Source organism: Maricaulis sp., assembly GCF_039978735.1.
Lineage (GTDB): Bacteria > Pseudomonadota > Alphaproteobacteria > Caulobacterales > Maricaulaceae > Maricaulis.
Genome location: NZ_JBDWAS010000005.1, coordinates 40,213 through 58,267, shown reverse-complemented (window position 1 = coordinate 58,267; position 18,055 = coordinate 40,213). Strand labels below are relative to the sequence as shown.

Sequence of the window (18,055 nt, the reverse complement as noted above, 5' to 3'; positions counted from 1 at the left end):
CGTCATGGGCCGAGATACCCTTGTTTCCACACAGCTGGAAGACACACCGGACGCGGACCCCGTCCGGCCCTTGCGCGTGCTCGTCACCGGCTATCGCTCGCACCCGCATGTCGGCGGCCAGGGCGTCTATATCCGCGAGCTGACGCGCGGGCTGGCCGCGCTGGGCCACAAGGTCACCGTTGCCTCCGGCCCGCCCTATCCCGAACTCGATCCGGGCATCGATCTGGTGCGCCTGCCCTCGCTCGACCTGTTTGCCGAAGACAATGCCTTCATGGCGCTGCGTGCGAAGCATCTGGCCTCCTGGGCCGATCTGTCGGAGTGGCTGGCGCACAATTCCGGCGCTTTCGGCGAGCTCTATGCCTTCGGCCGCCGCCTCGACCGCTATCTCGCCGACAATGCCGGCGAATACGATGTCGTGCACGACAACCAGACGCTCTCGACGCCCTTCCTGCGGATCGAGCGCCGCCTGCCGGTGATCACCACCCTGCACCACCCCATCGCCATCGATCACGACTATGCCCTGGCCGCCAGCGACGCCTGGTGGAAGGCGCTGCTGACACGGCGCTGGTACCGGTTTGTCGGGATGCAGGCCCGCACCGCACGCCGCCTGCAGCGCCATCTCGCCGTCTCCGAAGCCGCGCGCGACACCCATGCCGAACGCTATGGCGTCGCCCCGGACCGCGTGCGTGTCGCCTATAACGGCATCGACCACGACGTCTTCCGGCCGGATCCGTCCATTCCGCGCGAAACCGGGCTGATCGTGACAACGGCCAGCGCCGACGTGCCGATCAAGGGTCTCGACGTGCTGATCGATGCGCTGGCGCGCGTTGCGGCGGCCCGGCCCAAGGCGCGGCTGCACATTGTCGGCCAGCTGCGCGACGGACCGGCCAAGCGCCGGCTGGCCGCGCACGGCCTGTCCCAGCGCGTCTCCACCTCCAGCGACCTCACCCGCGAGGAGGTCGCCGATCTTTATCGCCGTGCCCACATCGTTGCCTGTCCGGCGCGCTTCGAAGGCTTCGGCTTTCCCGCCGCGGAAGCCATGGCCTGCGGCGCGGCCGTTGTGTCCAGCGATGGCGGTGCGCTGCCCGAAGTGGTGGGCGATGCCGGTCTCGTTTCGCCCGCCGGCGATGCGGAAGCGATGGCCGCCAATCTCGCCCGCCTGCTCGATGCGCCCACCGAAGCGGCACAGCTGGGCGAGCGGGCCAGCACCCGCGCCCGCGCCGAGTTCAACTGGTCGTCCCACGCCCTCGCCGCCTCGCGGCTCTATGCCGAAGCGCTCGCCGAACGGGGGAAAGCCCGCGCATGCTGACTGTCCGCCTCAAAGCGCTCGACCTGGATGCAGGCCAGCGCGTGCTCGACCTTGGCTGCGGCCAGGGGCGCCACCTGCACGGCCTCTACTGGGACGAGACGCCGGTCACCGCCGTGGGCGTCGACCTGTGCTATGACGATGTCGTCATCGCGCTCGACAAATTCTTCGAACTGCCGCCGCCCGAACCGGCCTCGCCGCTGCGCCATGCCGTGCTGGCGACCGCAAACGGGGAGGCCCTGCCCTTCCCCGACAGAAGCTTCGACCGGATCATCTGTTCCGAAGTGCTCGAACACGTGCCCGATCCGGATCTCTTCCTGTCCGAGATTTCGCGCCTTCTGAAACCCGGCGGCATTTTCGTTGCCTCGGTGCCGCGCTACTGGCCCGAAGCGATCTGCTGGTGGCTGTCGCCGGCCTATCCGCGCACGCCGGGCGGCCATGTGCGCATCTTCCGGCCGGACGCGCTGAGGGCCCAGGTCGAAAAGCATGGTTTCCGTCGCTATCTGCGGCACTGGGCGCACAGCCTGCACAGCCCCTACTGGTGGCTGCAATGCGCGCTGTGGGACAGCCGCGAGACCAGCACGCTGGTCCGCATCTACCGCAAATTCCTCGAATGGGACCTGCTGGACCGGCCGTGGCTGACGCGGGCAATGGAAGCGGTGCTCGACCCGGTGATGGGCAAGTCGGTCGTCATGTATTTCCGGAAGACGGCGTGATGGCAGGCCTGGTCGATATCCGCGCCTGTGCCCGTCACATCGAGGCCCTGCAGCGTCCCGGCGGCGATATTCCCTGGATCGAGGCGGGCATCTGGGATGCCTGGAATCACGGCGAAGGCGCGATGGGGCTGGCGATCGCCGGCCGCGAAACCGCCACGCGCCGCGCCCTCGACCATCTCGCCGAGCGCCAGGAGGCCGATGGCGGCTGGACCGGCGATCTGGGCGCCTCTGTCCCGCTGGACGACACCAATCGCCATCTCGTCCCCGGCACGCCGGAAACCGCCCGCGACACCAATTTCACCGGCTATGCCGCCGTCACCGTGCTGCGCTCCCTGCTCGCGCTGGGCGCCCTGTCGGACCTGCCGCGCTACTGGCCGATGGTACAGCGCGCGATGGATTTCATCCTCGACCACCAGACACGGCAGGGCGATATCGTCTGGCGCGCCCGCGATGGCGACGAGCCGCTGGAGACGATCGACTCACTGCGCGCCGGCAATGCCTCGCTCTACAAATCGCTGGAATGCGCCATCCTGATGGGCCGCCTGATGGAGGCCGCCGTCGATCACTGGGCCCAGGCCCGCCGCAAGCTGGGCGCGGCGCTGCGCGAGAATGATGCCCGCTTCGACCGCAAGGGCACGGACCGCCGCCGCTATGCGATGGACTGGTATTACCCGGTTCTGGCCGGTGTGCTGACCGGCGACGCAGCCCGCGCTCGCCTCTATGCGCGCTGGACCGATTTCGTGAAACCGGGCCTGGGCTGCCGCTGTGTTTCGGATGAGCCTTGGGTCACCGCAGCCGAAACCGCCGAACTGGCCCTGGCCTGCCTCGCCGCCGGCAAGCGCGACCAGGCCCGCACGCTGATCGCCGATCTCGCGCCGCTGAAGGCCAAGTCCGGCGGTTACTGGATGGGCTGGCAATTCGTCGAGGAAGTCGTCTGGCCCTATGAGCGCCCCAGCTGGACCGCCGGCGCGCTGATCATGGCGGCCGACGCGCTGGACGGCCTCACCCCGGGCTCCGGCCTGCTGGTGCGTAACTGGGTGGTGGAATATCCGGTCAGGCCAGACGCCGAAGCACTTCCAGCGTTCCTGTCCGCCTGACCGGCTCGAACAGGCCGGACGCACAGGCGAGCTTCCAGATCTCATAGGGCGGACGGCCGCCATCTTCCGGGTTCGGGAAGACGTCGTGAATCGCCAGCAGTCCGTCCGGCAGGATGCGTCCGCTCCAGCCGCGATAGTCGGCCAGTGCCGCGTCCATGGAATGCCCGCCATCGATGAAGACCATGCCCAGCGGCGTGGTCCAGTGGGCAGCCACGGTCGCCGACTTGCCGATCACCGGGATCACACAGTCTTCCAGGCCGGCGCGGAACAGCGTCTCTCGCAGGGCCGGCAGCGTTTCCACCGCACCCAGTTCGGCATTGTAGAGATCGGGGTCGTGATACTCTTCGCCCTTCTGGTGTTCTTCCGAACCGCGATGATGATCGAGCGTGAACAACACCGTGCCCGCCTCGCGCACCGCGGGCCCCAGATAAAGGGCCGACTTGCCGCAATAGCTGCCGATCTCCAGCACCGGGCCGAGCCGTCCGGCCTCGCGTGCACAGGCAGCGAGATCCGCGCCTTCCTCGGGTGCGAGAAAGCCTTTTACGCTATCGGGATCGAGCATCAGGACAGGCTGTCGTCAGAGGCGTTGCTGCGGCGCAGATCGACCAGCTCGTCGACGCGCTCGCGCAGGCTGTCGGTGCGGACCGCGAAAAGGTCGCGCTCGGACACCAGCTGGCTGGCGAGTTCCTCGTCGCCGGGAACCGGCATTTCCGCCAGAACGGCATCGAACAGGGCGAGCGTGTCGCGGGCCCGGGCGGTGACGGTCTCGACATCGCCGATGCTGCGGCTGAGGGCGCTGCGGGAGACACCGCCGCCCTGGGCGATAAGTTCGGCAGCGGCATTGTCGACCGCGCCGGCAAGTTCCCAGGCCAGGGTCATGTCGGTCAGGAAATGAGCGGCAAAACCGGGCGCGTCGAGCGTGGTTTCATTGGCTTCGAGATAACGGGCCACCGGTGCGCGGTCGGTGCCGGCCTCGTCGTCCGACTGGCCCGCCAGGCGGCCCATCCAGGACATGGCGGTTTCCATCGATCCGGCTTCGCGTATCCAGCCGCGCGCCCGGGCAGTATCCTCGAAATCGGCGGCCGTCCGGCTGACGCTGGCCTGCTGCGGCGAGGCTTCACCCGCGCCGGCAAAACGGGACGAGACGGAAATCGGGGCACTGGCACAGCCCGCGACGAAGGAACACGCGGCCAATGCCACAAGGAAGCGCCGAAATCCGGTCATTACGCGGTGGTTTCCCAACAGTCTCTGATTAGCCCCAAGGTGAAAGATGATATAGGGACATGAGGGTCTAGGCTATGGTTTATTGCGTTTACGACGCGCTAACAGGACATATCTGGAATGGACGCCGCCTACTCCCGCCGACTGCTGTATCCGCCGATCCACGCAACGCAGACATTCCGCCTGCCGGTGAGCGGCGGACACGAGCTTCATGTCGAGGAATGCGGCCGTCCTGACGGCCTGCCCGTCATCACCCTGCATGGCGGCCCCGGCGGCGGTGTCTCGCCAGCCCTGCGCCGCTTCTTCGACCCGCACCGCTATCGCATCATCCTGTTCGACCAGCGCGGCTGTGGCCGCTCCACGCCGCATGGCGGGCTGGAGAACAACACGACCGCCGACCTGATCGACGATATCGAGCGCATCCGCGAACGCATGGGTGTCGACAAGTGGCTGGTCTTCGGCGGCTCCTGGGGCGCGACCCTGGCCATCGCCTATGCCCGCCAGCACCCGGACCGCTGCCTCGGCCTGGTCCTGCGCGGCGTCTTCCTGTGCACCGAGCTGGAGCTGAACTGGTTCTACCGCCAGGGCGCCAACATGCTCTTCCCGGATGCCTGGGAACGCCTGGTCGACCCGCTCGCCCCGGAAGAACGCGGGGATATCGTGCGCGCCTATTACGAGCGCCTGGCCGAGCCGGACATCATCCGCCGCCGCCCGGACGCGCTCGCCTGGGCGCGCTGGGAAAGCGCCCTGATCTCGATGACGGGCGACCCGTCCGCCCCCCTCGCCGACCCGATCCGTTCCGACGCGCTGGCCCGGCTGGAGACGCACTACTTCGTCCACAAGGGCTTCCTGGAACGCGATGGCGTGCTGCTGGAGGATGTCGGCCGTTTCAGCCACCTGCCCGGCGTCATCGTGCAGGGCCGCTACGACATGGTGACCCCGCCGCGCTCGGCCTGGTCGCTGGCCCGGGCCTGGCCGCGGGCGCGGCTGCAGATGATCGGCGATGCCGGTCATGCCGCCGGCGAACCGGGTGTCGTCGATGCCCTGGTGCGCGCGACCGACGCCTTTGCCGACCGCATGGGCTGACCCAGACAAGAAAACGGGGTCGCATCGTATGGACGCGACCCCGTGTAACACCAATGGTGGTGCTATGAGGGCCTAGCTGAGGCCCAGCATCGCACCAATGCCGCCATTGTTGAACTGGGCATCCAGACCCAGCGCCAGGATCACGAAGATCGCCGGCGGCACAATCCAGCGCACCGCAAAGTGGAAGAACTCGAACAGCCCCTTGCCGGTGTGCGAGAGCTCGTCGCGCAGCAGCGCCTTGGGGATCACCCAGCCGGCAAAGACCGCCACCAGGAAGCCGCCCAGCGGCAGCAGCAGGCTGCCCGAGAGCCAGTCGACGAAATTGCCGCCGAACTCCGGCGAGTAAACGGCACCCGCACCGATCATGAAGGCAAAGAAGCCGACCAGAACCGCCGTCTGCGCACGGCCGAAATTCGCGTGCTCGTCAACGAAGGCCACGACGCCTTCCAGCAGCGAGATCGACGACGTCACGGCCGCGATCAGCGCCAGGGCAAAGAAGGACCCGCCGATGATATTGCCCGCCGGCATGTCGGCGAAAACGGCCGGCAGCGCCGAGAAGATCAGGCCCAGACCTTCACCGGGGTCGATACCCACCATGAAGACGATCGGGAAGATCATCAGGCCTGCCACCAGCGCGACCAGCGTGTCAGCCGATGCGATGGTCAGCGATGAGGAACCGATATTGGCATCCTTGGACAGGTAGGAGCCGTAGGTAATCATGATCGCCGAGGCGACCGAGACCGAGAAGAAAGCCTGGCCAAGCGCCTGGACGAAGGTCTGGCCCGAGACGGCCGAGAAGTCCGGGCGGAAGAGGTAGGCGACAGCTTCAGCCGCGTGGCCATTGACCAGCGAGTAGATGGTCAGGCCCAGCAGGACGACGAAGAAGAGCGGCATGAGCAGCGTGGCAACGCGTTCGATCCCGCCCTTGAGCCCCTGGGCGACGATAGCGACCGTCAGGCCCATGAACACGATGTGCCAGAACAGCTGAATGCCCTGACCATTGTAGAACATGGTCGCGCCTTCATCCGTACCGAAGCCGCCGGCAAAGCCAGCGACCGAGAACGCCATGACCTGGCCGGCGATCACCGAATAGGTCGTCAGGATCAGGAAGCCGGCCGCGGTACATACCCAGCCCACGATCGACCACTTGCCGGACTTGCCGGCCTCGAGCGCCATCTTGCGCGTCGAGGAAATTGCCGATTGCTGAGCGTGGCGGCCGATGGCGATTTCCGCCATCAGGACCGGCAGCGCGAACAGGATCACGCAGCCGATATAGATCAGCACGAAGGCCGAACCGCCATTCTGACCCGTCATGAACGGGAAGCGCCAGAGATTGCCGAGACCGACCGCGGACCCGACCGCTGCCATGATGAATGCAAAGCGCGACGACCAGTGCGCATGCGTCCCCGTGGGCGTAACCGCCATGAAAACTCTCCCCTGCCTGGGCGCGGCCCCCCGCGCCCGAATTGCGAAAAATTGTCGCGCACACTTCCCCAACGGCCCGATCAGGTCAAGCTCGCTTCGCCAGCGCAAACATCGTGCCCGGTAGCGCCCGATATCGAAATACCGGCACCGCCTGATACCCGGCCGGAACTGCTAGCCGAACAGGCCTGCTCCACGCGGCGGTTCGGCATTGCGGTGAATGTGTGCGCCCAGGATCAGACCGAAACCGGCCAGCACGGCCATCATCACCGTCCCGCCGTAGGAGATGAGCGGCAAGGGTACGCCAACCACCGGCAGGGCCCCCATCACCATGCCGACATTGATGATCACATAGAGCGCGAAAGTCGTCGCCACGCCCATGCTCAGCAAGCGCAGGAAGGTGGACTTGCAGCTGATCGCGATGGCGATCGTGTTGGCCAGTACGAGCGCATAGATCGACATGACGACGAGCCCGCCAACAAAACCGAACTCCTCGCCCAGAATCGTGAAGATGAAGTCGGTCTGCTTTTCCGGCAGGTATTCCAGCTGGGACTGGGTTCCCTCCATGAAGCCCTTGCCGGTGAACCCGCCGGACCCCAGCGCGATCTTGGACTGCAGAATCTGGTAGCCCGCACCGAGCGGATCGGCGTCCGGATTGAACATCGTCATGATGCGTTCGCGCTGATAGTCGTGCAGCCCGTAGCGGAAGAAACCCACCGCACCGGCAACTCCGGCCATGGCGCCCGGCAGGATGATCTTCCAGCTCAGCCCGGCGAGGAAGACGATCGCCCCGCCCGTTGCAATCAGAAGCAGGGTGGTGCCCAGGTCAGGCTGTTTCGCGATCAGCAGCGCGGGCAGACCGATCAGCGCCGCCGGGACCAGCAGACCACCGAGGCTGGAGACCTTCTCGGTCGGCAGGTCGTGATAGAAGCGCGCGAGCGCGAACACGAGGGCCAGCTTCATGACTTCGGAGGGCTGCACCCGGATCGGTCCGATATCCAGCCAGCGCTGCGACCCGTTGATCGTGACACCGGCGATCTCGACCCCCGCGAGCAGGACAAGTGCCACGACATAGACCGGATAGGCCACGCCCATCCAGAAGCGCGGCGGAAACATCGCGATCACCATCATGCCGCCGAAAGCCGCCGAAAAGCGGATGGCATGATTGACGGCCCAGGGTGTCCAGCTGCCGCCGGCCACCGAGTACAGCATGCCGACACCGGCCGCTCCGAGCAGGATCAGCAACAGGACCAGCGTCCAGTTCAGCTCCATCAGCTTGCCGCGCAGATCGCGCGGCACGCTCTCACGAAAAACCGCCATCAGGCGCCCCCGCGCCGGTCATTGCCGGCAAGGTCGGCAAACACGCCGGCGCGGCTCGACGGGTCACGCGCGACAACGCGGCGCAGGATATCGCGCGCCGGACGTGTCGCAGCGCTCGATCCGCCGCCATGCTCCACCACGACGACCACGGCGTATTTCGGATCGTCAGCGGGGGCATAGCACATGAAGAGGCCGTGATCGCGCAGCCGCCAGGGCAGGTCGTCCTGGTCGCGAACGCCGGACGCGCGCTCCTCGGCGGTGATGGAATAGACCTGTGCCGTACCGGTCTTGCCGGCCATGGCGACGCCTTCGATGCCCAGCCCGCCCAGCGAATAGGACGTACCGCCCGGTTCCTCGACGACGCCGCGCAGACCGGCCCGTACGCGAGCGAGTGCCGGTTCGGAAACGCCGATATGCGGCGCCGGACGCGCCAGCGCATTGCGATAGAGCGTCGGCTCGACAGCGCGCCCGGAAGCGACACGGGCCGTCATCACCGCCAGCTGCAGCGGAGACATCAGCACCGCGCCCTGGCCGATGCCGACATTGTAGGTGTGCCCCGTCGTCCAAGGCTCATTGCTGCGCGCACGCAGCCAGGCCGGGTTCGGCATATTGCCGGAACGCACGCCGGAAATACCGATGTCGAACTGCTCGCCGACGCCGAAGCGGACCGCCATGTCGTGAAGCCGGTCGATACCGAGACGGTCGGCCATTTCATAGAAGAAGATATCGCAGGATGTCTTCACCGCTTCGTGCAGATTCACGCGCCCATGGCCCCGACGGCGCCAGCAGTGAAACTCGCGCCGGCCCAGCATGGTGGATCCGTTGCAGAAGATCGTCTCGTTGGGATCGACAAGGCCGTGCTCCAGCGCGGCCGCCGCCACAACGGCCTTGAAGGTCGAGCCGGGCGGGTAGGTCCCCATGATTGACTTGTGGAACAGCGGATTGTGATCGTTTGCCCGCAGGGCTGCGTAGTCCGACGAGGAAATGCCGCCGACAAACAGGTTGGGATCGAAGCTGGGCGTCGACACAAGCGCAATGAGCTCGCCCGTATTCACGTCGATCACCACGGCCGATGCGGATTCCTGGCCCAGCCGCTCGTGGGCGTAGCGCTGGATATCGGCATCGAGGGTCAGGACCACATCGCGGCCGGGCTGGGGCGCCGTGGACTGTTCGGGCAGTTCGCGGATCACGCGCCCGCGGGCATTCACCTCGGTCTTCAGTGCACCGGCGGCGCCGCGCAGATCGCGTTCGCGAGAGACTTCCACACCGGTCTTGCCGACCCGGAAGCCCGGATGCAGCAGCAGCCCCTCCTCCTCGCGCGGACTGGCAGCGATATCGTCCTCGTTCGCCGTCTGCACATAGCCGATGACATGCGCGAAGGCCGCGCCATAGGGGTAGGACCGCACCTCGCCAACATCAGGGCGCACACCGCCCAGATCCGGCGCGTTGAGATTGATCGCCGAAAAAGTCTGCCAGTCCAGATCGTCCGCCACGGTCACCGGGCGGTAGCGCGACTGGCGGCGCACCGCGCGCAGCACCTGTTCGCGATCGGCGTCGGACATGGGCATGAAGCGCGACAGCCGGTCCAGGGCCGCCCCGACATCGCCGGCCTGCTCCGGCACCAGCAGTACCCGGTAGCTGTCGCGATTGTCGGCGACCGCGACACCGAAGCGATCGAGAATGCGGCCCCGCGACGGCGGCAGGAGGTCGAAATTGAACTGGTTGTCCTCGGACAGCAGGCGATAGCGCTCGCCTTCCAGCATCTGCAGCGAGTACAGGCGTGCGCCCAGCCCGATGAAAGCCAGCCCTCCAAGGCCCGACATGATGAGGGCCCTGCGGGTGAATTTCAGATCCTGTTCCTGGCGGTCAGCGCGCATCTTGCCTCGCGATCAGCCCCCGATGAACCCGGACCGGACCGGGCGGCGATTTCGCAGCGCCAAGAAGGCCAGTAGCGGGAACATCAGCATCGTGGCTGCCAGTTCGATGATCAAGAGCTGCAGGTCAGCCATCTGCTCCAGGGCGAAACTTCCGGCGGCAAAGGCGATACCGTGGGCCAGCAGCAGCGTTGCCCCGAAACGCAGCAGGACCGGCGGCAGATCGCGCGGCATGCCGTCCTCGCCGCGGAAGCGGCAGACCGCCAGCGCGACCAGATAGGACAGGGCCCAGACCCCCATCGGCGCGCCGGTCAGGAGATCCTGGGCGAGACCGATGGCAAAGATCACGATCGGCGGCATGAAGTGCGGGCGCAGCCCCGACCACAGGAAAATCGCCATCAACGGCCAGGTCGGCATGACCGATATGCCGTCGATCAGGCGTGTCGGCGCCGCCTGGGTGACCAAGGCCAGCAGGACAGTAAAGACGCACAAGGCGACAGAGAACCAGATCGAGCTGCGGTCCGTCGGCTTTCTCATGGCTGGGCCTCCGGATCCACAGTAGCGCCGCCTTCTTCATCGCCGCTGTCCGCGCCTGCAGGCGCCGCCTCGGCGACCGGCTCCGCGGTCGCCGGGCCGGCCTCTTCGGGGTCGAGCAGTCCGGCTTCGTCGGTGCTGACCTCCTCGTCCGGCGGCGTCACACGTCGGTAAGGCCAGACCCAGACAAAATCGATCGGCGCCTGGTCCGAATACAGCCGGACCCGCCAGCCGCCCTCGCGCGTCGCTACGGCTTCGCCCACAGGCAGGCCGCGCGGCAGGATGCCGTCGTCACCCGACGAGACGATACGGTCACCCGGCTGGATATCCGGCGCCCGGCCGACATATTCCAGGCGCGGATAGGGCGAGTTATCGCCGACAAGAATGGCCCGCGCATTCGAGCGGTCTGCCATCACCGGGATCCGGCTGTTGAGGTCAGTGAGCAGCAAGACGCGGGCCGAATGCCGGCCGGTCTCGTAGACCCGCCCGACCAGGCCGTAGAGATTGATGACCGGATACCCATCCTCGATGCCCGACTGTGCGCCACGGCCGATCAGGCGGGCACGGACGAAGGGGCCACGCGGGTCGGCCACGGTCCAGGCGCCGATCCGGTCCCGGGTCGCAGGCGTGTCGACATTGAGGGCGTCTTCGTAGATCTCGATCCGGTCGCGCTGGCGATAGGCGAGGTCTTCCCAGTAGCGCGCCTCGATCAATTGCTGGCGCAGATCGGCGTTTTCCTGGGCAAGCTCGCCCTGCCGGCGGAAGTAGGGACCGATATCCTTGATGGCGCGAAGCGGCTGGGCCGCCAGTTCCAGTACGGGCGTCGTCAGGTCGGTGAAGCCGGCGCGGATACGGGCGAAGGTGTCGGATCGCGATTGCGGGCGATCGAAGGCGATCAGCGCACAGGACAGAACAAGAAGCGCAATGAAGACGGTCCGCGAGAAACGGACGCCCTGCTCGCCATCATGTCGTGTCGAGCGCCTCGTGGCCACCGCGACTCACTCCTTCTCCACCCGCAAGGGCGAAGGTTACACGGCTTCGGAGAGAATGGGGCGCCAAATCCGCAAGTCTTCGACGGCCTTGCCGCAACCGAGCACGACGCAGGACAGCGCCTCGTCGGCCAGGCTCACCGGCAGGCCGGTGCGTTCGCGCAGCTCGGTGTCGAGATTGCGCAGCAAGGCGCCGCCGCCCGTCAGAACGATCCCCTTGTCGACGATGTCGGCCGCCAGCTCCGGCGGTGTCGCCTCAAGGGCCTGCTTGACGGCTTCCACGATCTGCTCGACCGGCTCGGACAGGCTGTCGGCAATCATCGCTTCGGTGACGGCGATCTCGCGCGGCACGCCATTCATCAGGTCGCGGCCCTTGATGTCCAGCGACAGGCCTTCGCCCTTCACCGGCGGCATGGCCGACCCGATTTCCTTCTTGATCCGCTCGGCCGAGGTCTCGCCGATCAGAAGGTTCGCAGACCGGCGGATATAGTTGATGATCGCCTCGTCCATCTTGTCACCGCCGACGCGGACGGAGCGCGAGTATACGATGCCGGACAGCGACATCACGGCCACTTCGGTCGTGCCGCCGCCGATATCGACGATCATCGAACCGGTCGGCTCGTCGATCGGCAGGCCGGCGCCGACGGCAGCCGCCATCGGTTCGTCGATCAGATAGACCTTGCGGGCACCGGCACCCAGCGCGCTTTCATGGATGGCGCGGCGTTCAACCGCCGTCGCGCCCGACGGCACGCAGATCACGACCTGCGGCGAGACCATGGCGCGGCGATTGTGCACTTTCTGGATGAAGTGCTTGATCATTTCCTCGGCCACGTCGAAGTCGGCGATCACGCCGTCGCGCATCGGGCGGATCGCTTCGACATTCCCCGGCGTCTTGCCCAGCATCAGCTTGGCCTCGGCGCCGACGGCCTGCACGTGCTTGCGGCCCTTCTCGATCTTGTAGGCGACAACGGACGGCTCGTTCAGGACGACGCCGCGCCCCTTGACGTAAACGAGCGTATTCGCGGTACCCAGGTCGATGGCGATATCCGCGGAGAGCAAACCGAAAAGGCTGTTGAGCATGAGCGTGGCGCGTTCAGACGTGTGGCGGCAAAGCCGCGGTGCAACTTGTTTTCTTGTGCGATGCTCCGCGATAGATTGCAAGGGGCGCAACGGTGCGGGCACACATGTCATGGCAGATGCGCCTGCTATTCGGGCGCCGCTGCCTCGGTCTCGGCCGCCGGCTCGGGCCGGTTCCGGCGCAGCCATTTGCGCGCCACCAGCATGATGCCGAACCAGGCCCCGACCGCGCCGAACAGCGCCAGTCCGACCAGCACCCGGCCTTCGCCCAGCATGGCCAGAATCCCCTGCCCTGCAAGGCCGACCACGATGATCTTGGGACCGGTGCCCAGGGCGGTGCCCAGAAGGAAGGCCCAATAGGGCGTGCGGGCGATGCCGAAGCCCATATTGACCACGATGAAGGGTCCGGACGGCACCCAGCGCACCACCATGGACGCCACCAGCCCGTTGCGGCCGATGAAACTCGAGATCCGGTTGGCCCAGTCGCCGCCATAGCGCTTGAGGATGCGCGCGCCGAAGACGCGCCCCATCCAGAAATTTACCGATGCCGCCGTCAGGGTCGCGATCCAGGCGTAGAGCGCCCCTGTGACAGGACCGAAGGCGACAATCGCTGCCGCCATCAGTCCGAATTGCGGCGCGCCCAGGAAGGACAGGGCGATAAAGACACCGATCGTCACAGGCAGTGCGTACCAGCGATCCTGCAGCGAACCGAACCAGCTGCCGGCGGCACCGGGTTCAATCTCCAGCACGAAACGCCCGATCAGGAAAATGACCGCGACCACGACGAACAGGGCCACCGACACGCCGATGGCCCGCGCTGCACGCGCATCCATACGCAGGATGAAATCGAAAATCCGGTTCATGCTCGGCCGTTCCGTATGGCGCGGTTCGTCTGACAGGTCACAGGTCGGGCCGGGCGCAAATCAGTTGGAACCCGCCTCACCGTCGGACATTTCGGCGTCCATGTCGACGGCTTCGCCCGAAGCGATGGCCACCAGCTTGGCGCGCTGGATGGCCAGCACAGCGAGCTGTTCGTCCAGAACCTTGAGAATGCCGCGGGCCTCGTCCTGATCGACCCGGCCGGGCGAGCGCTCGGTCTCGCTCAGCGATTCCATCAGCGCGGAGATATTGCGCGCATTGGAACGGCTGGCATCGCCGGCCAGCGCCAGCCAGTTGGCGTCGTCCGCCTTCTCGATCGGCAGGAAGATGCCGCCCGCCAGGGCTGCGAGGTGCTGGGCCGCGGCGGTCGCACCGTTCTCGGTCAGCGTGGCCATGCGGGTGTAGGAGATTTCATTGCTGGAATCGGGATCCGCCAGCGCATAGACGCGTGTGCGGCTCAGATCGAGCAATTCCATGACCTTCGGGATGCCGCCCACTTCCTCGAAGACGCGCGCCACCACTTCCTTGGGTTCACCATATCGCCGGATCTTGACCGGATTGAATGACATGTCCTGCCCCCGCAGTGAGAAACAAACAATAGCCGCTTAATACAGCCCCTTCGGCGGCTTGGCTATTTCGCGTCACCGTAGATGCGGCTGCGAAGCTCAGCACCGGCGGCCTCGACCGGCAGTTCGCGATCACGGGCGCGGTCAGCTGTCATGGCGTTGCCCGCCTCGTAGGTCTCGACCCAGCGCCTGGCAAAACTGCCATCCTCGATCGCTGCCATGGCGTTGTCGAAGGTGCGCCGGAGTTCCGGGCCTGCAATGGCATCCTCGATCTGGCGCGCGCCATATTCGGCCGTGTCGGAGATCGCCTCATACATGCCGGCAATCCCGCGCGCCTGAATCAGGTCGGCGAGATATTTGATCTCGTGGACGCAGTCGATATAGGCCATGCGCGGCGATACGCCGGCAGCAACCAGCCGGTCGAAACTGGCCTTGGCGAGAGCAACCATCCCGCCCACCAGCACGACCTGCTCACCGAACAGGTCGGACACGGTCTCCTCGCGGAATGTCGTCGGGAAGATGCCCACCTCACCGGATCCGATGCCGGCGAGATAGGCCAGGGCGAGCTCGCGGGCGTGGCCGGAGGCGTCCTGGTGCACGGCCCAGAAGCCGATAAGCCCCTTGCCTTTCTCGAACTCCTGACGCACCGCCCCGCCCGGCCCTTTCGCTGCGGCCAGGATGATATCGGCATCGGCCGGCGGCTCGATCAGCCCGTAATGGATCGAGAAGCCGTGGCAGAGGATCAGCGCCTGGCCGGGCTTGCGGTTGGGCGCGATATGCCGATCCCAGATCTGGCGATGGGCCTCGTCGGCGGCGAGCAGCGCGATGGCATCGGCCCAGCGCGCGGCCTCGTCTAGGCCGATCACCTCGAACCCGTCCGCCTTGGCCTTGTCGCGCGATGGCGACCCGTCCCGCAGCGCGATCCGGACATCCCGCACACCGCTGTCACGCAGACACAGCGCGTGCGAACGGCCATGATTGCCATAGCCCAGAATGGCCAGGCGGCATTTGCGGATCGGGTCGAGATCGATGTCTTTCGTGTAAAGCGGGTCAGTCATCCTCGGGGGCGCTTTGCGAATCGGCTTCCGGTGCTTCGGGCCGATAGGACGGATCATTCGTCCCCATGTCCAGCAAACCGCGCCAATTCCCCGCCTCGTCCTGCCGCCATACGGTGACATAGGTGCCGCGTCCGGCCGGCGCGCTGGCGCGATCGCCATCCGGATGCAGCGACCACAGCCCCCAGGTGACACCGAAATCACCGCCCTCGGAGGCAAAGCCTTCCAGCGGCTCCCAGTGCAGCAATATACCCTCCGGCCAGGCATCGAACGAGCCGCGTATCTCTGCCGAGCCGACCAGCGCGTCCGCCGTACCGCGGATCAGCCGCCCGTCGACATCGTCCATATAAGCCTCGAAAGCCGGACCGGGCCCGGTCTCGGCGGCCATCGCCGCGAAATCGCGGTCAGCCTGCAGGATGGCATCGACGGCCGTCTCCTGGGCCATCGCCGGTGTCGCCGCCAGGGTCAGAGCCGTCAGCGCGTTGATCATGGTGCCTGGATGCATGTCAGTCCCCCTCGTCCAGAATGCCGGCGAGTTCGGCCTGCGCCACCGCCGGATCAAGCGAGACTATCCGCGGCCAGCTGGCCGTTTGATTACGGAACCATGTCAGTTGCCGTTTGGCATAGCGGCGGCTGTCGCGCTTCGCGGTCTCGACCGCCGTGTCGAGGTCGAGCTCGCCGCGCAGATGCGCGATCAGCGGCGGCACGCCCAGCGCCTTCATGGCGGGCAGGTCCGGATCGAGATTGCGGGCCGCGAACGCTTCGACCTCGGCCAGCGCGCCGGCCTGCATCATCCCGTCGAAGCGCCTGTCGATCCGGTCGTAGAGCGCGGCCCGGTCCGGTTCGATGACGATCCCGCGCCAGCTGCCCGGCGGCAGGAGCGGTTGTGTATCGGCCTGGAAGTCCGAGAGAGCCCGGCCGGTTTCAAGGCCGACCTCCACCACCCGCAGCAGGCGCTGGCGGTCACCCTGCTCGATCCGTGCCTCGGCAGCCGGATCCAGACGGCGCGCCTCATCGCGCAGCGCCTCCATACCGCCTGCATCGTAAAGCGCCGCAGCCTTTGCCCGGGCGGGCGGCCCGATCTCCGGCACGGGCGCCAGACCGACCGTCAGTGTGTGGAAATAGAGCCCCGTCCCGCCGGCCAGGATGGGCGTGCGTCCGCGGGCCCGGATATCCGCGCAGGCCGCCAGGGCGGCTTCGGCCCAGCGCCCCGCCGACCAGCGCTCGCCGGGATCGGCCACACCGAAAAGATGATGGGGAATACGCGCGGCTTCCTCGGGTGACGGCCGCGCGGTGATCAGGTGCAGACCGTCATAAATCTGCATGGAGTCCGCATTGACGATCTCGCCGTCCAGCCGCTCCGCTGCAGCAATTGCCAGGGCGGTCTTGCCCGCCGCAGTCGGTCCCGCAATCAGCAGGGTCCGGGTGGCGGGCGACGTCACGGCCGGATGGAATGCAGCACGTACTGGCCGCCGCGATTGACCTGGAAGCGGATCGGACCGCCGGAATGACCGGAAACGATCTCGCGGATATCGGCAATCGTCGCCACGCGGGTGAATTCCACTTCCTCGATCACATCGCCGGGGCGGATCTTGCCAGCGGCGTCGCTGGACGCGTCGACCTCTGTCACCAGCACACCCTGGGCGTCCGGATCGACCCGGTAGCGGCGGCGCGAGGGGGCATCCAGCGCGGCGAGCGTCATGCCGAGAACTTCATTCGCATTGCCCTGGGAGGGGTCGACCACGCCGCCGGCGGAACCGCTGCCCGACGCCGGGTCTTCATCACCCTCGCGCTCAAGCTCGCCCACCGTAATGTCCAGTGTCATGCGGCGGTCGCGGCGGATGATCTCGACCTGGACCTCGCGGCCGATCTCGCTTTCCGCGACCATGCGCGGGAAAGTGCGGCTCTCGCGGACACGCTGACCGTCAAAGCTCAGGATCAGATCGCCCTGGCGCAGGCCAGCGGCTTCGCCCGGACCGTCTTCCTCGATCCGCGAGACAATGGCGCCATAAGGCGTGTTCAGACCAAAGCTCTCGGCCAGTTCCGGGGTGACGCGATGCACACTCACGCCCAGCCAGCCGCGGCGGGTCTCGCCGAACTCGATCAGCTGATCGACCACGCGGCGCGCCAGGTTGGACGGGATGGACAGCGAGATGCCGACACTGGCGCCCGTCGGCGACAGGATCAGCGTGTTCACGCCGATCACATTGCCCGCCATGTCGAACAGCGGCCCGCCTGAATTGCCCGTATTGATGGCCACATCGGTCTGGATGTAGTCGTCATACTGACCGCCGGCATCGCGGCCGCGCGCCGAGACCACACCTGCCGTCAGCGTACCGCCCAGGCCGAAGGGATTGCCGATGGCGATCACCCAGTCGCCGACGCGCGCCGTGTCACTGTCGCCGAAATCGACGTGGGGCAGCGCCTCGTTCACCTCCATGCGCAGGACAGCCAGATCGGTGACCGGATCGATCCCCACGACTTCAGCCGCGAAGACACGCCCGTCGGGCAGGGCGACCTCGACCTCGTCGGCACCGTCGATGACGTGATTGTTTGTCACCACCAGGCCTTCCGGATCGATGATGAAGCCGGAACCGAGCGAATTCGCGATGCGCGGGGCATCGCCGAATATGTCGTTGAAACGCTCCAGCGGCGAGCCCTCGGGGAATTCCGGCAGTCCGTCTCCACTGTCCAGACGCTGGGCGGCCGAGATGTTCACCACGGCCGGAGACAGGCGCTCGGCCAGATCGGCAAAGCCGTCAGGCGCCGGATGCGCCAGCACCGCCGGAGAGACCAGGAGAACCAGGAAGACAACAAGAAAACGCCGCATTGCAAATATCCGTTCGATTTCGGGAACCGGAATACAGAACAAGGTGAATACCGCTTCGCGGCACCCCGCTGCAACCGCAGTGA

Annotated in this window: 18 protein-coding genes; 4 read left to right on the top strand and 14 right to left on the bottom strand. The window is 66.6% G+C overall.

The features are described 5' to 3' along the window. The first annotated feature begins 4 nt into the window (after nucleotides 1-4). Genes ABJO18_RS01140 through ABJO18_RS01130 form a run of 3 tightly spaced genes read left to right on the top strand, consistent with a single transcriptional unit; the run spans nucleotide 5 to nucleotide 3,119 of the window. Nucleotides 5-1,309, top strand: a complete 1,305-nt coding sequence (locus tag ABJO18_RS01140; RefSeq protein ID WP_348507812.1) for a glycosyltransferase family 4 protein — start codon at nucleotides 5-7, stop codon at nucleotides 1,307-1,309. Further along, on the top strand, nucleotides 1,303-2,022 hold the full coding sequence (locus ABJO18_RS01135) for a class I SAM-dependent methyltransferase (RefSeq protein WP_348507811.1): 720 nt from the start codon (nucleotides 1,303-1,305) through the stop codon (nucleotides 2,020-2,022). The genes ABJO18_RS01140 and ABJO18_RS01135 overlap by 7 nt, the downstream gene beginning before the upstream one ends. Continuing rightward, nucleotides 2,022-3,119 carry a hypothetical protein gene (locus ABJO18_RS01130; RefSeq protein ID WP_348507810.1) on the top strand — a complete coding sequence of 366 codons (1,098 nt, stop codon included), beginning with the start codon at nucleotides 2,022-2,024 and terminating at the stop codon, nucleotides 3,117-3,119. Before ABJO18_RS01135 ends, ABJO18_RS01130 begins: the two co-directional genes overlap by 1 nt. Here ABJO18_RS01130 and ABJO18_RS01125 read toward each other — a convergent pair. Continuing rightward, on the bottom strand, nucleotides 3,076-3,681 hold the full coding sequence (locus ABJO18_RS01125) for a class I SAM-dependent methyltransferase (protein ID WP_348507809.1): 606 nt from the start codon (nucleotides 3,679-3,681) through the stop codon (nucleotides 3,076-3,078). The two genes, ABJO18_RS01130 and ABJO18_RS01125, sit on opposite strands and share 44 nt — an antisense overlap. Then, nucleotides 3,681-4,343 (bottom strand): hypothetical protein, encoded by a 663-nt coding sequence (locus ABJO18_RS01120; RefSeq protein WP_348507808.1) that lies wholly within the window; start codon nucleotides 4,341-4,343, stop codon nucleotides 3,681-3,683. Before ABJO18_RS01120 ends, ABJO18_RS01125 begins: the two co-directional genes overlap by 1 nt. A gap of 117 nt (nucleotides 4,344-4,460) precedes the next feature. Between ABJO18_RS01120 and pip the strand changes: the two genes are divergently transcribed. Next, a complete protein-coding gene (pip, locus tag ABJO18_RS01115; RefSeq protein WP_348507807.1) occupies nucleotides 4,461-5,426 on the top strand; it encodes a prolyl aminopeptidase in 966 nt (321 codons plus the stop codon). A gap of 72 nt (nucleotides 5,427-5,498) precedes the next feature. Here the strand turns inward: pip and ABJO18_RS01110 are convergent, their stop codons facing one another. The 12 genes from ABJO18_RS01110 to ABJO18_RS01055 form a co-directional block, all read right to left on the bottom strand. Further along, entirely contained in the window at nucleotides 5,499-6,851 is a 1,353-nt protein-coding gene (locus tag ABJO18_RS01110) for a sodium-dependent transporter (protein ID WP_348507806.1), read from the bottom strand. Between the two features lie 171 nt (nucleotides 6,852-7,022). Continuing rightward, the gene (gene rodA, locus ABJO18_RS01105) at nucleotides 7,023-8,168 is read right to left on the bottom strand and encodes a rod shape-determining protein RodA (RefSeq protein ID WP_348507805.1); all 1,146 of its coding nucleotides are present in this window, start codon (nucleotides 8,166-8,168) and stop codon (nucleotides 7,023-7,025) included. Next, nucleotides 8,168-10,045: a penicillin-binding protein 2 gene (gene mrdA, locus ABJO18_RS01100; protein ID WP_348507804.1), complete on the bottom strand. Its 1,878-nt coding sequence runs from the start codon at nucleotides 10,043-10,045 to the stop codon at nucleotides 8,168-8,170. Before mrdA ends, rodA begins: the two co-directional genes overlap by 1 nt. A gap of 12 nt (nucleotides 10,046-10,057) precedes the next feature. After that, nucleotides 10,058-10,579 (bottom strand): rod shape-determining protein MreD, encoded by a 522-nt coding sequence (mreD, locus tag ABJO18_RS01095; RefSeq protein WP_348507803.1) that lies wholly within the window; start codon nucleotides 10,577-10,579, stop codon nucleotides 10,058-10,060. Then, nucleotides 10,576-11,568, bottom strand: coding sequence for a rod shape-determining protein MreC (gene mreC / locus ABJO18_RS01090; RefSeq protein WP_348507802.1), 993 nt, complete (start codon nucleotides 11,566-11,568; stop codon nucleotides 10,576-10,578). Before mreC ends, mreD begins: the two co-directional genes overlap by 4 nt. 36 nt (nucleotides 11,569-11,604) lie before the next feature. After that, nucleotides 11,605-12,645: a rod shape-determining protein gene (locus ABJO18_RS01085; RefSeq protein ID WP_271185834.1), complete on the bottom strand. Its 1,041-nt coding sequence runs from the start codon at nucleotides 12,643-12,645 to the stop codon at nucleotides 11,605-11,607. Nucleotides 12,646-12,770: 125 nt separating this feature from the next. After that, nucleotides 12,771-13,505: a VTT domain-containing protein gene (locus ABJO18_RS01080; RefSeq protein WP_348507801.1), complete on the bottom strand. Its 735-nt coding sequence runs from the start codon at nucleotides 13,503-13,505 to the stop codon at nucleotides 12,771-12,773. 60 nt (nucleotides 13,506-13,565) lie between these two features. After that, the gene (locus tag ABJO18_RS01075; RefSeq protein ID WP_271185832.1) at nucleotides 13,566-14,090 is read right to left on the bottom strand and encodes a hypothetical protein; all 525 of its coding nucleotides are present in this window, start codon (nucleotides 14,088-14,090) and stop codon (nucleotides 13,566-13,568) included. 62 nt (nucleotides 14,091-14,152) lie between these two features. Next, nucleotides 14,153-15,145: a ketol-acid reductoisomerase gene (gene ilvC / locus ABJO18_RS01070; RefSeq protein WP_348507800.1), complete on the bottom strand. Its 993-nt coding sequence runs from the start codon at nucleotides 15,143-15,145 to the stop codon at nucleotides 14,153-14,155. Then, on the bottom strand, nucleotides 15,138-15,647 hold the full coding sequence (locus ABJO18_RS01065) for a hypothetical protein (protein ID WP_348507799.1): 510 nt from the start codon (nucleotides 15,645-15,647) through the stop codon (nucleotides 15,138-15,140). The genes ilvC and ABJO18_RS01065 overlap by 8 nt, the downstream gene beginning before the upstream one ends. A gap of 1 nt (nucleotide 15,648) precedes the next feature. Further along, a complete protein-coding gene (miaA, locus tag ABJO18_RS01060) occupies nucleotides 15,649-16,584 on the bottom strand; it encodes a tRNA (adenosine(37)-N6)-dimethylallyltransferase MiaA (protein ID WP_348507798.1) in 936 nt (311 codons plus the stop codon). Next, a complete protein-coding gene (locus ABJO18_RS01055; RefSeq protein ID WP_348507797.1) occupies nucleotides 16,581-17,972 on the bottom strand; it encodes a Do family serine endopeptidase in 1,392 nt (463 codons plus the stop codon). The genes miaA and ABJO18_RS01055 overlap by 4 nt, the downstream gene beginning before the upstream one ends. Between the last annotated feature and the right edge of the window lie 83 nt (nucleotides 17,973-18,055).

Bases quoted from the DNA above. Each gene is read 5' to 3' on its own strand.
- ABJO18_RS01140 (WP_348507812.1), top strand. From the start codon at position 5: ATGGGCCGAGATACCCTTGTTTCCACACAGCTGGAAGACACACCGGAC.
- ABJO18_RS01135 (WP_348507811.1), top strand. From the start codon at position 1,303: ATGCTGACTGTCCGCCTCAAAGCGCTCGACCTGGATGCAGGCCAGCGC.
- ABJO18_RS01130 (WP_348507810.1), top strand. From the start codon at position 2,022: ATGGCAGGCCTGGTCGATATCCGCGCCTGTGCCCGTCACATCGAGGCC.
- ABJO18_RS01125 (WP_348507809.1), bottom strand. From the start codon at position 3,681: ATGCTCGATCCCGATAGCGTAAAAGGCTTTCTCGCACCCGAGGAAGGC.
- ABJO18_RS01120 (WP_348507808.1), bottom strand. From the start codon at position 4,343: ATGACCGGATTTCGGCGCTTCCTTGTGGCATTGGCCGCGTGTTCCTTC.
- pip (WP_348507807.1), top strand. From the start codon at position 4,461: ATGGACGCCGCCTACTCCCGCCGACTGCTGTATCCGCCGATCCACGCA.
- ABJO18_RS01110 (WP_348507806.1), bottom strand. From the start codon at position 6,851: ATGGCGGTTACGCCCACGGGGACGCATGCGCACTGGTCGTCGCGCTTT.
- rodA (WP_348507805.1), bottom strand. From the start codon at position 8,168: ATGGCGGTTTTTCGTGAGAGCGTGCCGCGCGATCTGCGCGGCAAGCTG.
- mrdA (WP_348507804.1), bottom strand. From the start codon at position 10,045: ATGCGCGCTGACCGCCAGGAACAGGATCTGAAATTCACCCGCAGGGCC.
- mreD (WP_348507803.1), bottom strand. From the start codon at position 10,579: ATGAGAAAGCCGACGGACCGCAGCTCGATCTGGTTCTCTGTCGCCTTG.
- ABJO18_RS01085 (WP_271185834.1), bottom strand. From the start codon at position 12,645: ATGCTCAACAGCCTTTTCGGTTTGCTCTCCGCGGATATCGCCATCGAC.
- ABJO18_RS01080 (WP_348507801.1), bottom strand. From the start codon at position 13,505: ATGAACCGGATTTTCGATTTCATCCTGCGTATGGATGCGCGTGCAGCG.
- ABJO18_RS01075 (WP_271185832.1), bottom strand. From the start codon at position 14,090: ATGTCATTCAATCCGGTCAAGATCCGGCGATATGGTGAACCCAAGGAA.
- ilvC (WP_348507800.1), bottom strand. From the start codon at position 15,145: ATGACTGACCCGCTTTACACGAAAGACATCGATCTCGACCCGATCCGC.
- ABJO18_RS01065 (WP_348507799.1), bottom strand. From the start codon at position 15,647: ATGCATCCAGGCACCATGATCAACGCGCTGACGGCTCTGACCCTGGCG.
- ABJO18_RS01055 (WP_348507797.1), bottom strand. From the start codon at position 17,972: ATGCGGCGTTTTCTTGTTGTCTTCCTGGTTCTCCTGGTCTCTCCGGCG.